The organism is Myxococcus dinghuensis (assembly GCF_024198235.1).
Taxonomy (GTDB): domain Bacteria; phylum Myxococcota; class Myxococcia; order Myxococcales; family Myxococcaceae; genus Myxococcus; species Myxococcus dinghuensis.
The window spans coordinates 24301-38277 of sequence record NZ_JAKCFB010000053.1 but is presented as its reverse complement, the minus strand read 5'-3'; the positions used below and the strand labels follow the sequence as shown (position 1 = coordinate 38277).

Below are 13977 nucleotides of genomic sequence, written 5' to 3'. Positions count from 1 at the left end.
CGGTGGGCGACCTACCGCTGGAAGTCGTAGACGCTGCCGATTTGGAGGATGCGGGTCAGCTCGTCCAGCGCCGTCATCGTCTCGCGCGCCAGTTGCGGGTCCTGCAGGTCCTTGGCTCGCAGGACGTCGCGGTAGTGGCGGCGCACCCAGGCGGCGAGCGAGTCGTGCAGGGCGGGCGTGTAGAAGACGTCCGCCCGGATGGCGCGGCGCTCCTCGTCCGTCAGCCACACGCGCTGGCGCAGGCACGCGGGGCCACCGCCGTTGTTCATCGACTGGCGCACGTCCAGGTAGTGCACGGCCTTCACCGGCGTGTCCTCGGCGACGACGCGCTCCAGGAAGCCGCGCGCGGCGGGCGTGTCGCGGCTCTCCAGCGGCGCGACGATGGCCATGGTGCCGTCGGGCAGCGTGAGCACCTGGGAGTTGAAGGGGTACGCCTTCACCGCGTCCCGGGGCGGCAGCTCCGCGCTGCTGGCCACCACGGCGCGGAAGTCCGGACCCAGCTTCTCGCGCAGCACCTGGAGCAGGCCGGTGTGGTCCACGAAGGCCAGCTCGTGGAGCATGAGGAAGCGCTCGTTGCCCACCGCCAGCACGTCCGTGTGGAAGGCGCCCGCGTCGATGCCGTCCGGGTGCTGCTGGGGGAAGAGCACGGCCTTGGGGTCCAGCTGGTGCAGCCGCGCCAGCGCCTGGCTCGCCTCCAGCGTCTGGCGCGCGGGGAAGCGCTTGGGGCCCTGCACCTCCTGCCACGCGCTGCGGCCCCAGGCCAGCAGGTGCACGCCCGGGTGGCCCGGGGTGGACAGGCGGGTGTGGTTGGCGGCGCCCTCGTCCGCGAAGTGGCTGCCCTGTGGCAGCGGGGCGTGGACTGCGAAGTGCCGCTCGTCCGCGAAGATGGCCTTCAGCACCGCGTGCGTGGTGTCCGCCTCCAGGGCGCGGTGGAACATCTGGGACAGGTTGGCCGGCGTCAGGTGCACGCGGCCGTCCGCCGTGTCCGCGCTGGGGGCCACGGTGGCGGCGTTGGCCGTCCACATGGCGGAGGCGCTGGAGGTCAGGCGCAGGAGGTGCTCGGCCTCGCGCGCGGCGCGGGTGATGACCTCCTCGTCCGAGCCGGTGAAGCCCAGCGTCCGCAGCGCGCGCAGGGACGGGCGCGGCTGGGGCGGCAGCACCGCCTGTCCCACGCCCAGGCTGGACACGAAGCGCATCTTCTCCAGCCCCTGGAGCGCCGCCTCGCGGGGGTGGCTGGCCTCTCCGACGTGGCTCTGCGACGCCAGGTTGCCCGGCGACAGGCCAGCGTAGTTGTGGGTAGGACCGACGAGCCCGTCGAAGTTGTATTCGCGCATGGGATATGGAGCGGCTGTGGAGCGTCCACCCTTAGCAAAGCGCCTGAAACGTTTCCTCCGCTACCTGCTCATCCGGGCCGTGCTGTTGTGCCTTCAACCCCTGCCCCTGGTGTGGGCCCGGGGCCTGGGGGCCCGGTTGGGGGGGCTGGCCTACGCCGTCGCCGGAGGCGAGCGCCGCAAGGCCCTGAAGTCGTTGTCCGTGGCCTTCCCGGAAAAGTCCGACGCGGAGCGGCAGGACCTGGCCCGCGCGTGCTTCCGGCACCTGTCCGCCGCCGCCCTGGAGGTGGCCTGCACGGGGGCGTTGGACCGGGGGCTGGAGGGCCTGGTGGCCTGGCCGGACGCGGACCGCCAGGTGCTGGACGCGGCGCTGGCGCGCGGCAAGGGCGTCGTCTTCGTCACCGGACACGTGGGCAACTGGGAGCTGCTCGCCCGCAGGGTGGCGCGCTCCGGCTACCCCAGCCAGAGCATCGCCAAGGAGACGTCGGACCCGCGGCTGACGGAGCTGGTGGGGCGCTTCCGCGCGCGGGGCGGCGTGCGGAGCATCTGGCGCGGCCAGGACGGCGCGGCGCGCGCCATGCTGCGGGCCCTGCGCAGCGGCGAAATCCTGGGCCTGCTCATCGACCAGGACACCAAGGTGCAGTCCGTCTTCGTGCCCTTCTTCGGGCGGCTGGCGGCCACGCCCCGGGCGGCGGCGGACCTGGCGGTGCGCACCGGCGCGGCGGTGGTGGCGGGCTTCTGCCACCGCGTCGAGGGCGGGGGCTACCGGCTGGTCATGGAGGAGGTCCCCGTGCCGGCGGTGGAGGACCGCGAGGAGGCCGCCCTGGCGCTCACCGCGGCCCTGTCCGAGCGCATCGAGGCGGCCATCCGGCGCACGCCCGAGCAGTGGGTGTGGATGCACCAGCGGTGGAAGACGCGCCCACCCGCCGCGCTCGCGGAGGCGGCGCAGGCCGCCTCCGGGTGATAGAAGGCCCCCGTGTCGCGCACGCTCGTCACCAGCCTCGCCGCCTGCCTGCTCGCCGCCTGCTCACCGCGTCGCGCGGGGGACGAGGCGCAGCAGGAGCCGCCCCCCCAGGTGGTGTTGCACGGCGCCCGCCTGTCCACCTACGAGGGCGAGGCGCTCACCCTGTCCGGCCACGCCGAGCGGCTGACGTACCAGCGGACGGGCGGCGACGTGCAGGCCTCCAACGCCACGCTGCGGGTGCCTCCGGGCGCCGCGGAGGGTGGGGAGCTGGGGGCCACGAAGGGGCTGGAGGTGAGCGCTCCGAATATGGAGGGCCTGCTCTCGTCCAAGCAGCTGGTGGCCTCCGGCGGGGTGGTGGTCCGCACGGGGGAGGGCATGGTGGTTCACACGCCGCGGTTGACCTACGACGCGACGACGCGGTCGGCGCGGGGCAACGAGGGCGTGCGCATTCAGGGGCCGGGCTACAACCTGCGGTCGGACCGCTTCGAGCTGTCCTTCCCGGATGAGACGTTCACCTTCGAGGGCTCGGTGGAGACCGTGCTGGGAGCGGTGGAGCGTGATTGAGTTTCTCGTGATGGCCTTCTTCGTGGCGCAGCCGCTGCCCGCGGTGGCGGCGACCCCCTCGGATGGCGGGACGCCCCCGGCGGCCGCGGCGGGGCAGGGCTCGCTGGCGCCCGGGGAGCTGGAGGCGCCCATCCAGATCAACGCCGACCTCATCAACGGCGACAAGACGCACGCGGTGCTCACCGGCAACGTGAGGGCGACGCACCGCACGCTCGAGCTCAAGTGCGACAAGATGACGGCCTACTTCACGCAGCCGCGCGTGGTGACGCGCGTGGTGTGCACCGGCGGCGTCAACGCGGTGGACGGCGACCGCATGGCCCGCGGCGAGCGCGCCGAGTACGACGTGGCCAGCGGCGTGCTGGTGGTGACGGGCTCACCCGAGGCGCGCCAGGGGACCACGTACATGCGCGGGACGAAGGTCCGCCTCACCCTGGGGAGCGAGAAGCTCGAGGTGGAGAACGCCGTCATCATCTTCGAGTCCCCGCCGTCCACGCCCGCGCCCGGCAGGAAGAAGCCCGCGCGGACGTCCGCGCCCGCGGTCCCCGCCGCGCCCCCCCAGGGAGGGTCGCCCCGGTGAGCGCGAAGCTGGTGGCGGAGGGGCTCCACAAGGCGTACCGGGGACGTCAGGTGGTGCGCGGCGTGTCGTTCACCGTGTCTCCCGGTGAGGTGGTGGGCCTGCTGGGCCCCAACGGCGCGGGCAAGACGACGAGCTTCAACATGGTGGTGGGCCTGGTGTCGCCGGACGCGGGCCGCGTGAGCGTGGGCGACGAGGACCTCACCCACCTGCCCATGCACCGCCGCGCGCGCCGGGGCGTGGGCTACCTGCCCCAGGAGGCCTCCGTCTTCCAGAAGCTCACCCTGCGCGACAACCTGCTGGCCGTGCTGGAGCTCCAGAAGGGCCTGGACAAGCGCGCCCGCGAGGCCCGCGCCACCGCCATCCTGGAGGAGTTCGGCCTCACCCATGTCGCCGAGTCCCTGGGCGGCACCCTGTCCGGTGGCGAGCGGCGCCGTGCCGAAATCGCGCGCAGCCTCGTGCCCTCCCCCCGCTTCATCCTCTTCGACGAGCCCTTCGCCGGCGTCGACCCCATCAACGTCGGCGACCTCCAGCGGCAGATCTTCCTGCTGCGCGAGCGCGGGCTGGGCGTGCTCATCACCGACCACAACGTCCAGGACACCCTCGGCATCTGCGACCGCGCCTACATCATCGCACAAGGGCAGATCCTCGAGGAGGGGACCCCGGCGGAGATCGCCGCCTCGCCCCGGGCCAGGGCCGTCTACCTGGGGGAACGGTTCCGGCTCCAGCAGACCTCCTGAGCCCGGCTGGTCAACGGCCAACCCGATGCATAGACTGGGTTGGCCCCGCTTTTGCGCCGCTCGCCTGGCGCCTCCGCCTCACCCGGAGTACGTGTAAACCGTTGGTTTCCTTGTAGAATTTTGAATATGCAAGCAAGGGACCACGATTGCACCACTAGACGGCGTCAGGGTGCCTTGTTACGTTGGCACGGTCTTTGATTGGTCCCGCGTCGAAGGGGACTGAATCAGCTCGGGGAGACCCTGTCTCATGGCGATGGAACTCAAACAAAGCCTGAAGCTCGCGCAGCAGCTGGTGATGACGCCGCAGCTGCAGCAGGCCATCAAGCTGCTCCAGCTCTCGCGGATGGAGCTGCTGGAGCAGGTCCGGGAGGAGATGGATCAGAACCCACTCCTCGAGCAGCCGGACGAGCAGGCGCCGGGGGACGTGGGGGACAAGGAGCCCGGAGAGGCGTCGCTGGAGGCGGACAACGTCGAGATGCCGCGCGACGTGGAGCTGCCGGCGGCCAACAGCGACACGGCGACGGAGTTCAAGGCCGACGGGGACGGGCCCCCGGAGATCGACTGGGAGGCGTACCTCAACAGCTACCAGTTCAACGAGCCGACCACCGCGTCCAACAAGGGCAACGTGGCCACGGACGACCTGCCGTCGTTCGAGGCCAACCTGGTCAAGAAGGAGGACCTGGTCGACCACATCCAGGAGCAGCTCGGCACGCTGCGCCTGAACGACGCCGAGCGCCGCATCGCGATGCTCATCCTCGGCAACCTGGATGACGACGGCTACCTGAAGCTGCCGGACCTGGAGGGCGACCCCCTCATCCGCCTGGCCAACGAGGCGGACGTGCCCATGCACGTCGCCGAGCGCACCCTGCGGCGCATCCAGATGCTGGAGCCCCGGGGCTGCGGCGCGCGGGACCTGCAGGAGTGCCTGCTCATCCAGTTGCAGGGGATGAAGGAGCCGCAGGCGCCGCTGCTGGGCCTCATCATCAAGCGGCACATGAAGTACCTGGAGAGCAAGAACCTGCCCGCCATCGCCAAGGACCTGAAGGTCCCGCTGGAGGAGGTGGTGGAGGCGGTGAAGCTGCTCCCCAAGCTGGACCCGAAGCCGGGCCGCAACTTCAGCGGGGACGACGCGCAGTACATCACCCCCGACGTGTTCGTCTACAAGATGGGGGACGAGTACACGGTGGTGCTCAACGACGACGGCCTGTCCAAGCTGCGCATCTCCGGCATCTATCGGAACGCGCTGAAGACGGGCGCGGTGGGCCCCGGTCAGACGAAGGACTTCATCCAGGACAAGCTGCGCAGCGCGGTGTGGCTCATCCGCTCCATCCACCAGCGGCAGCGGACCATCTACAAGGTCACCGAGAGCATCGTGAAGTTCCAGCGGGACTTCCTGGACAAGGGCATCGCGTACCTCAAGCCGCTCATCCTCCGGGACGTGGCCGAGGACATCGGCATGCACGAGTCCACGGTGAGCCGCGTGACGACGAGCAAGTACGTCCACACGCCGCAGGGCATCTTCGAGCTGAAGTACTTCTTCAACTCCTCCATCTCCCGCGTGTCCGGCGAGGACACGGCGAGCGAGGCGGTGAAGCACCACATCAAGCAGCTGGTGGCGCAGGAGGACGCGCGCAACCCGTACTCGGACCAGAAGATCGTCGAGCTCCTGCGCGCGCAGGGCACGGAGATCGCCCGCCGCACGGTGGCCAAGTACCGCGAGGTGCTGGGCATCCTCCCCAGCAGCAAGCGCAAGCGGTACTACTGAGCCCCGCGCAAGTGGCTCTTTTCCGCCGGTCACCCGGCGGAAGAGACTCGCGCGTCATGAGCAGCCACCTTCCGTCCGACGACGTCCCTCCGCGCCGGGAGCCGGTGCCGCTCGTCGTGCCCCCGGTCGTCCTGGAGGGCACGATGGTGCGCCTGGAGCCGCTGGCGCTCGAGCATGCGCCCGCGCTCGAGGCGCTGTGCGAGCCCGACCTCTTCGCCCACTTCTCCCAGGTGCTGCGCACGCGCGAGGACGTGGAGTCCTACATCCGCGCGGCGCTGCGGGGTGCGGAGGCCGGGGTCGAGCGGCCCTTCGTCATCCTGGGGCAGAAGACGGGGGAGGCGCTGGGCTCCACCCGCTACATGGACATCCAGCGCGAGCACCGGACGTTGGAGGTGGGCTCCACGTGGCTGGCGCGGCGCGCGTGGCGCACGGTCGTGAACACCGAGTGCAAGTACCTGCTGTTCCGCCACGCCTTCGAGTCGCTGGGCGTCATGCGCGTGCAGCTCAAGACGGACCGGCGCAACACGCGCTCGCGCGCCGCCATCGAGCGGGTGGGCGCCCGGTTCGAGGGCATCCTCCGCCACCACATGCTGGTGCGCGGCGGCCAGGTCCGCGACAGCGCCTACTACGGCGTCATCGACACGGAGTGGCCGGAGGTGAAGGCCCGGCTGGAGGCGATGCTCCGGCGGGAAGGGTAGGCAGGCGGGCAGGCGCGCGGTGCGGGGGGCGGACGCGGCGGAGCGCGCGCGCCGTTCTGCCGCGCGCGGGGGCGGCGCGGGGTATAGGGTGCGCCCCGTATGCGACCTTCCTTCCTTCAGACTCGGGGCGCCCTGGCGGGGGCGCTCGTGGCGCTCGGCCTGCTGAGCGGCTGTGGTGATTCCCTCACGCCGGAGACCGTGGACCTGGCGGGGCTCGCGGACCGCACGTTGACGTACGCGCTCAACGACGTGGACGCCTACGAGCGGCTGGACGCGCCGGGCGCGCACCGCTTCACCGTCACCTTCTCCCTGGCCGGCGGCGACCGCTGCACGGACCTGCGCGCGGGCACCACCGCCACCCTCAACGGGGTGTCCATGCGGCTGGAGCCGGGCGGCGTGGACGGCACGGCGGGGCGCGACCTGTGTCTGCCCACGCGGGCCTACTACGACTTCGACCCGAGCGTGTGGGCGGAGCAGGCGCAGGGCGACCTGCGCGTGGTGCTCCAGGACCCGACCCACTCCGTCGCCCTGACGCTCCGGGGCGGCAAGGCCAAGCGCACCTTCCAGTACGAAGGGGCGGGCACCGCGGACCGGCTGATGCGCGGCCAGACGTACTCGTTCGGGTGGCGGCCGGACGGCGAGGTGCCCGAGTCCGTGGGCGTCACCTTGCTGCGCGAGGATGGGCTCGCCACCGCGACCGTGCCCGCGACGCTGTCCGAGGGCTCGGTCAGCTTCACCATCCTCGCGAACACGCCCGTGTCCACCTACCTGCTGACGCTCAGCGGCGCCACGCGGGGCGTGGTGTCCGAGTGCTCGGGCGTGGCCCGCTGCGAGGGCGCCATCATCCACTCCGAGGAGCGCGTCGTCGGCGTCCAGTAGGCGGAGGTCCCGGGTGCCTGTCACCCCGCTGACGCGACGCGTGAATCCGCGGGGTTGAAGTGTCTGCCGAAGCACGTGCTTGTCGTGCCAGTGACGGGGTGTCGCTGCCGGATGTCGGCCCCCGGACGGGTGGTGCGGTCGGGAAGAGGCAACCCATGGAGCCGGGTTGCTTCCCGCAGACAGAACGTTTCTGATCTGTCACGCAGCTCCCCTCACCCTAGGAGGCAGCCACGCATGCAGTTCAACATCACCTTCCGTCAGTTCGGGGCGTCGGATTCCCTCAAGGAGTACGCACGCGAGAAGGTAGAGCGGGTGAACAGGCTGTTGGACCGAGCAGGAGAGGCCCACGTGGTCCTCTCCCTGGAGCGGCATCTCCACCACGCGGACATCACCATCCACTCCGGCGCCTGGGTGCTCCGAGGCCGCGACAAGAGCGATGATATGTACGCGTCCATCGACCTGGCGATGGACAAGATCGAACGCCAGCTGCGGCGCTACCGGGACAAGCTGAAGACGCATCACGGCCGCGAGCGCGTCCACCACCGACAGGACCTGGTGAATCACCTGAAGGTGCGCCACGCCGTCTTCGAGGTGCCGGACGCGGAGGAGGCCCTCGCGGAGAAGCCCGCGGGGAGCGCCGAGCCGCCCAAGCCCACCGCCGTGGTGGTGGCGGCCACGCCGGCCACCCGCGTGGTGAGCTCCACGCAACTGACCGTCAAGCCGCTGTCCGTGGACGAGGCGGTCATGCAGATGAACCTGATGAACAACGACTTCTACGTCTTCCACAACGTGGAGTCGGACGCGCTGGGCATCGTCTACCGGCGCAAGGATGGGCAGTACGGCCTCATCGAGCCCCACGAGCCGGCGCCCCTGGCCGCCGCCACGGGCACCTGAGTCCCCTCCCGTCGCTGAAGGAAGCAACGCGCTCCGCCACCCCCCTCGGGAGGCGGAGCGCGTGGGCCCCGGTCCGGTGTGTGACCCGGGCCCCGGTCCTCCCCGGAACGGACATGTCGCGGCCCCGCCTGGAGCGGGCGCGGAGCCACGGCCCCCTGGCGCCCTGGGGAGCGCTGGAGGTGTCCACCCGCCGAAACGCTCCGAGCCCCCGGGGCATATCGCCCTCACGCAGACGACGCGCCCCATCCCTCCCCCGGGAGATGGAGCGCGTCGGGCCTGCCTCGGGTGGGCGGCGCTGGGATGAGGGTCAGTAGGACTTCCTGCGGTGGGCGCCGGTGCGCTCCTGGGCCGCGCCGCTGGTGACGGCCACGCGCGGCAGCACCACGGGGCCCTGCGTGTTGACCAGCGCCAGCGCCATCAGCGCGGCCCGCTCGCCGAGGGGGCGCCGGGCGATGTCCGAGGGGAAGGCCACGTCGATGTCCCGCTCCAGGACGCCGCCGCATTCGCGCATGCCCTCGAGGGTGGCGTCGCTGGTGCGCTTGAGCGCATAGGAGCAGCCCCCCATGCGACCGTGCAGCCACGTCCCGTCCTCGGTGAGGTCCACGGGCATGCCGGCGAAGGCGCCCCAGACGCGGGTGTCGTCACCCTCGGCCAGCTCCAGGCGCGTGGCCAGCTCGCCCACGGTGCCCGTCATGCGTTGGTAGTCCCAGGCGAGCGCCACGGGGCTGCTGCGGAAGCGGCCATGCATGCCGTGCTCGTCGAGACTCAGGGTCGACGAGGGGCCGGTGAGGCTGCCGCCCTCCAGCACGAGGGGCTCCTGGGTCGCGCTCCCCAGCGACCGGGCCGGTCCCTGGGCGACGACGTGGCTCGCGGTGCCGGCGCAGCCGGTGGCCAGGGCGGACGAGAGGACAAGGGTCGACAGCAGCGGGCGCATCATGGCGTTCCCTCCGGGGCGTGGGGTGGGTGTGTCGTGGGATTCATGGGGGGAAACGGAGGGCCTCGCGGCGCATATCGCCCCCGGGTACCAGGGCCGTGACGGCGCGGAGGCGGGCGCGTCACCCCTCGCGCCCTGATGCGCAGTGAGCGGCCGTGGCTTTTCGTCGACAGGCGACCCTTGCGCGAATCGAGGGTGAGGAGTAATTGCGGCAGGCTCAGGAGCGCCAGCGCGGGAGCGTCAGTGAGAATCGCCGAGTTCCTCAGCCCCCAAGCCGTCATCGCGGACATGCAGTCGCGGACGAAGCCAGAGGTGTTGCGCGAGCTGAGCGCGACCCTCGTGCGGGCCCACCCCCAGCTCCAGGAGGACCGCCTGGTGGAGGTGCTGCGCGAGCGCGAGAAGCTCGGGAGCACCGGCATCGGCGAGGGCGTGGCCATCCCCCACGGCAAGCTGCCGGGCATGACGCAGCTGCAGGCCGCCTTCGGCGTGTCCCGGGCGGGCGTGGACTTCGAGGCCATCGACGGCAAGCCCACCCACCTGTTCTTCGCCCTGGTGGCGCCGGAGAACAGCGCGGGCGTGCACCTCAAGGCGCTGGCGCGCATCTCCCGCCTCTTCAAGAACCCGCGGTTCCGGGCCGCCATCCTCGAGGCGCCCTCCGCCGCGGACATCCACGCCCTCATCATCCAGGAAGACGCCAGGCCCTGAGGGCCGGAAGGGGGAGGTCGTCCCATGGACGTGGTGCTCCGACCCATCAATGATCGGTTCTTCCACGAGCAGGTCCTGCCCTTCCTCTCGCGGGCCATGGGCGACGCCGCCGGCGCGCTGGAGTCGCTCCTGGACGGGCTGGGGGACGGGCAGGCGCGCATGTTGTGCGAGCGCATGCTGTCCACGGCGTTGCCGGGCGGGTTGAACTCGGTGGACGCGGACCCGTGGGCGGACCTGGTGGATCGGCTCGCGTTCCTCCTGTGGACGGAGGGCCCCGCGGGCTGGGAGGTCAGCCGCGAGCACGCCGGCTACGCCGACGCGTGGGACGAGGCGCTGCACCTGGCGCTGATGCTCGAGGAGCCCAACTACCCCTACTGGGACACCCGCGCCGCGCGCGAGGTGCGCGACGCGTTCCGCCTGCGCCCCCTGCCGGACATGGGGCTGGCGTCGCTGCTGGCCGGGCATTGGGACCCGTTCCCGGAGTTCCCGCCCGACCGCGTCTTCGTCACGCAGGGCCGGGGGGAGTACTTCCCGGCGATGAACTTCGCCTTCGCGGACTGGTCCTGGCGCCCGGCCCGGGCGGTGGCGCACTGGCAGGTGAACATGCCGCGCAAGCTGGAGCGGCTGCTGGTCCGCGAACAGGCGCGCATGAAGCTGCCGGCGCTGCCGGAGAAGGACGAGGTGCTCGGCTACTGGCTGGGGCGCCTGCCGCAGCCGCCGCCGCTGACGGTGGCCTTCTCCGGGCTGGGGCCGCGCGCGGCCAACTGGATCCGCGAGCTGGGCGCGCTCACCGCCCACATCCGCGAGGCGGCGCTGGCCAAGCAGGGCCTGGCCGCGCTCGTCACCAAGGGCACCACCGTCCGCATCTAGCCCCTGGGCGCCGCGGGGCCCGGGCTCTCCAGGAGCAGGGTGACGGGCCCGTCGTTGACGAGCGCCACCTTCATGTCCGCCGCGAAGACGCCGGTGCCCACCGTCAGGCCGCGCTGGCGCAGCGCCTCGCACGCCCGTTCGTACAGGGCCTTGGCGACGGTGGGCTCCATGGCGTCGATGAAGCTGGGGCGCCGGCCCTTGCGCGCGTCGCCGTAGAGGGTGAACTGGCTGACCACGATGAGCTGCCGGGACGTGTCCTCGAGCGACAGGTTCATCTTCCCGTCCGCGTCCTCGAAGATGCGCAGGGTGGCCAGCTTCTCCACCATCCATGCCACGTCCGCCTCGGTGTCGCCCTTGCCCACGCCCAGGAGCACCAGCAGGCCCGGGCCCATCTGGCTCACCCGCTGCCCCTCCACCGTCACCGACGCTTCCAGGACCCGCTGTACCACCGCTCGCATCGTCGTCCTCCCGGCCACCCCGCGACGCTCCCGTGTCGGGGGGAGGTGGCGGTATACCCCGACGTGGGGCGCGCGGCGGAAGGGGACCCACCCACCGGGCTGTCAGGGGCGCGCGGCATCATCCACGCGGGTGCTTCCCGTGTCGCTCGAAGGTTGCAGTGAGAAGAAGTCCACACGGGGGACTCTCATTTTTCCACTCGGCGGTAGGGCGAGCGCCCAGCCGTGGACTCCCGCAGCCCCTCTCCCTTGCCGGGCTTTCATGCCCTTCCCCATAATGGCCGCCGACTTCCCTGGAGCGTGCGTGCAGGTTCTTCGAGCCAGACACCTCTTGGCCGCGCTGGCCACTGTTTCCCTGCTGCTGTCCTCCGCCGCCCACGCGGCCCCTCCGACCGCCGCGGAGAAGCGCGCGGACCGCGAGGCCCTGCGCGCCGCGCTGATGGAGGTGCTGCAACGCTCGCCGCTGAAGTCGAGCCGCGTGGGCGTGCACATGCAGAGCCTGGATGACGGCACCGTGGTCTTCACCCACAACGCGGACGAGCTGCTCAACCCCGCCTCCAACGTGAAGCTCGTCACGTCCGCGGCGGCGCTGGCGACGCTGGGGCCGGAGTTCCGCTACGAGACGGAGTTCTTCGCGGAGCCGGAGCTGGCGGCGGACGGCAAGGTGAAGACGCTCTACGTGCGCGGCAAGGGCGACCCGTCCATGACGACCGAGCGGCTGTGGGGCATCGTCTCCGAGCTGTGGCACGCGGGCGTGCGCGAGGTGGGCGACATCGTCGTGGACGACTCCTGGTTCGACGCGGAGCGCACGCCGCCCGGCTACGACCAGGAGGACTCCGACCGCGCGTACATGGCGCCCACCGGCGCGCTGAGCCTCAACTGGAACGCGGTGGCCATCTACGTGAGGCCCGGCGCCGGTCCCGGTGCGAAGGCCAGCGTGGAGATGGAGCCGCCCAGCGACTACTTCATCGTGGAGAATCAAATCACCACCGGCGCGAAGCGCGCGCGCCGCGTGTCGGTGACGTCGGACCCGTCCGGGCCGCAGCAGAAGATCGTCGTGCGCGGGCAGGTGCCGGCCGAGCGCGGCGGCGCCGTGAGCGTGTGGAAGAAGATCGACAACCCGCCCATGTACTTCGGCCAGACGCTCAAGCAGCTGCTCACCACGCGGGGCGTGAAGGTGAAGGGGCGGGTGAAGGGCGGGCTGACGCCGTCGCGCGCGCGGGCGGTGTACGTGGCCCAGTCGGACACGTTCGACGTGCTGCTCAAGCGCCTCAACAAGCTCTCCAGCAACTTCGTCGCGGAGCAATTGCTCAAGACGATGGGCGCGGAGGCGCGCGGCCAGCCGGGCTCCTTCGCCAAGGGCGTGGAGGTGGTGGAGCAGTTCCTCGAGCGCGACGTGGGCATCCCCCGCGGCACGTACGTGATGAAGAACGGCAGCGGCCTCAACGACGCGAACCGCTTCTCCACCGCGCAGGTCAACAAGCTGCTGCGCCACATGTACGAGCGCTTCCCGCTGTCGCCGGAGTACCTGTCCTCGGTGCCCATCGCCGGCAAGGACGGCACGCTGAAGTACCGCTTCGAGGGCAGCGACGCGGTGGGCCGGCTGCGCGCGAAGACGGGCACGCTGGAGGGCGTCTCCGCGCTCAGCGGCTACGTGACGAGCGCGAGCGGCGAGCACTTCTCCTTCTCCATGATGGCCAACGACTTCGCGGGCCGCGCCGGCCCCATCGTCGCGGGCCTGGACGCGCTGGGCGCGGCGGTGGCGGCCACGGGCTCCAGCCTGGGGCCCTCCAACGCCGTGGCGACGCTGGCGGAGGGCGGCAAGGCCACGGGTGGCATCGACGACGTGGCGGCCCGCATCAAGACGTACCTGGACCTGGGCCGGCAGCGCGACCCGCGCAACATCGGCTTCCTGCGCACCGCGTGGCGCAGCGAGCGCGACCCGGCGGTGCGCGCGGTGCTGGCGGAGAGCCTCTACCAGTCCAACCCGCACGACTACCTGGGCGCCCGCACGCTGCTGGACAGCTACTCCGCCGGCGGCGACGTCTACGGCCGCCTGAGGGAGGTGGCGCGCGTGCTGGCGGTGGAGGTGCCCGGCGTCACGTCCATGGTGGAGCTGGCGGCGGGCGGCAACACGGAGGCGCTGGCGCGCGTGCTGGAGCTGTCCGGCGCGGCGGGCTCGGACGCGCAGGCCCAGGCGGAGCTGTCCGTGGCGCTGGGCGAGGTGGCGCGCACCGCGCCCGAGGAGCTGGTCGTGGCGCTGCGCGGGGCCAGCGCCGCGGACCGCGAGGCCTCCACGTCGCTGCTGGCCCGCGCGCTCGTGCAGGCCGGCCAGGCGGACCACCCCTTCTGGAAGTCGCTGCGCCGCATGCTGGGCAACGCCGACCCGCAGGTGGCCGCCTTCGCCAAGAGCCTGGACTCCACGCTGTCGCAGAAGGTGGCGGAGGCCAAGGCGCCCCGTCCGTCCGACGGCACCGTCCCGGTGGAGCTGGTGGCGCCCGCCGGCAAGGCGTCCCCGCCCGGCACGCAGCGCTCCGGGGTGTCCCAGGACGCGCGCACCGCGGAGACCCGTCCGGGCGGGTAGCCCCCGGACCGACGCGCCCA

14 protein-coding genes are annotated in these 13977 nt (G+C 71.8%); 11 read left to right on the top strand and 3 right to left on the bottom strand.

Going from position 1 to position 13977, the window contains the following annotated elements; translation table 11 throughout:
• Positions 1-11: 11 nt before the first annotated feature.
• Positions 12-1334 carry an N-succinylarginine dihydrolase gene (gene astB / locus LZ198_RS38315; RefSeq protein WP_253977110.1) on the bottom strand — a complete coding sequence of 441 codons (1323 nt, stop codon included), beginning with the start codon at positions 1332-1334 and terminating at the stop codon, positions 12-14.
• A gap of 16 nt (positions 1335-1350) precedes the next feature.
• Here astB and LZ198_RS38310 point away from each other — a divergent pair, with 16 nt between their 5' ends.
• From LZ198_RS38310 to hpf, 8 genes are all read left to right on the top strand, one after another.
• Positions 1351-2295, top strand: a complete 945-nt coding sequence (locus tag LZ198_RS38310; RefSeq protein ID WP_253977109.1) for a lysophospholipid acyltransferase family protein — start codon at positions 1351-1353, stop codon at positions 2293-2295.
• 12 nt (positions 2296-2307) lie between these two features.
• The gene (gene lptC / locus LZ198_RS38305) at positions 2308-2859 is read left to right on the top strand and encodes an LPS export ABC transporter periplasmic protein LptC (protein ID WP_253977108.1); all 552 of its coding nucleotides are present in this window, start codon (positions 2308-2310) and stop codon (positions 2857-2859) included.
• Positions 2852-3436 (top strand): LptA/OstA family protein, encoded by a 585-nt coding sequence (locus tag LZ198_RS38300; protein ID WP_253977107.1) that lies wholly within the window; start codon positions 2852-2854, stop codon positions 3434-3436. Before lptC ends, LZ198_RS38300 begins: the two co-directional genes overlap by 8 nt.
• Entirely contained in the window at positions 3433-4173 is a 741-nt protein-coding gene (lptB, locus tag LZ198_RS38295) for an LPS export ABC transporter ATP-binding protein (RefSeq protein WP_253977106.1), read from the top strand. Before LZ198_RS38300 ends, lptB begins: the two co-directional genes overlap by 4 nt.
• Before the next feature lie 247 nt (positions 4174-4420).
• Complete coding sequence (rpoN, locus tag LZ198_RS38290) at positions 4421-5938, top strand: RNA polymerase factor sigma-54 (RefSeq protein WP_253977105.1); 1518 nt, start codon at positions 4421-4423, stop codon at positions 5936-5938.
• Positions 5939-5994: 56 nt separating this feature from the next.
• Entirely contained in the window at positions 5995-6636 is a 642-nt protein-coding gene (locus LZ198_RS38285) for a GNAT family N-acetyltransferase (RefSeq protein ID WP_253977104.1), read from the top strand.
• Between the two features lie 99 nt (positions 6637-6735).
• Entirely contained in the window at positions 6736-7515 is a 780-nt protein-coding gene (locus tag LZ198_RS38280; RefSeq protein ID WP_253977103.1) for a hypothetical protein, read from the top strand.
• Between the two features lie 234 nt (positions 7516-7749).
• Complete coding sequence (gene hpf, locus LZ198_RS38275; RefSeq protein ID WP_253977102.1) at positions 7750-8409, top strand: ribosome hibernation-promoting factor, HPF/YfiA family; 660 nt, start codon at positions 7750-7752, stop codon at positions 8407-8409.
• A gap of 307 nt (positions 8410-8716) precedes the next feature.
• Here the strand turns inward: hpf and LZ198_RS38270 are convergent, their stop codons facing one another.
• On the bottom strand, positions 8717-9346 hold the full coding sequence (locus tag LZ198_RS38270) for a hypothetical protein (RefSeq protein WP_253977101.1): 630 nt from the start codon (positions 9344-9346) through the stop codon (positions 8717-8719).
• Between the two features lie 240 nt (positions 9347-9586).
• On the opposite strand from LZ198_RS38270, the gene LZ198_RS38265 reads away from it, so the two are divergent.
• Both LZ198_RS38265 and LZ198_RS38260 read left to right on the top strand, forming a co-directional pair.
• Positions 9587-10048, top strand: a complete 462-nt coding sequence (locus LZ198_RS38265; protein ID WP_253977100.1) for a PTS sugar transporter subunit IIA — start codon at positions 9587-9589, stop codon at positions 10046-10048.
• A gap of 24 nt (positions 10049-10072) precedes the next feature.
• Complete coding sequence (locus LZ198_RS38260) at positions 10073-10918, top strand: hypothetical protein (RefSeq protein ID WP_253977099.1); 846 nt, start codon at positions 10073-10075, stop codon at positions 10916-10918.
• On the opposite strand, the gene dtd is transcribed toward LZ198_RS38260, so the two are convergent.
• Positions 10915-11376 (bottom strand): D-aminoacyl-tRNA deacylase, encoded by a 462-nt coding sequence (dtd, locus tag LZ198_RS38255; RefSeq protein WP_253977098.1) that lies wholly within the window; start codon positions 11374-11376, stop codon positions 10915-10917. The genes LZ198_RS38260 and dtd overlap by 4 nt on opposite strands.
• Before the next feature lie 301 nt (positions 11377-11677).
• Here dtd and dacB point away from each other — a divergent pair, with 301 nt between their 5' ends.
• Positions 11678-13957, top strand: coding sequence for a D-alanyl-D-alanine carboxypeptidase/D-alanyl-D-alanine endopeptidase (gene dacB / locus LZ198_RS38250; RefSeq protein WP_253977097.1), 2280 nt, complete (start codon positions 11678-11680; stop codon positions 13955-13957).
• Positions 13958-13977: the final 20 nt, after the last annotated feature.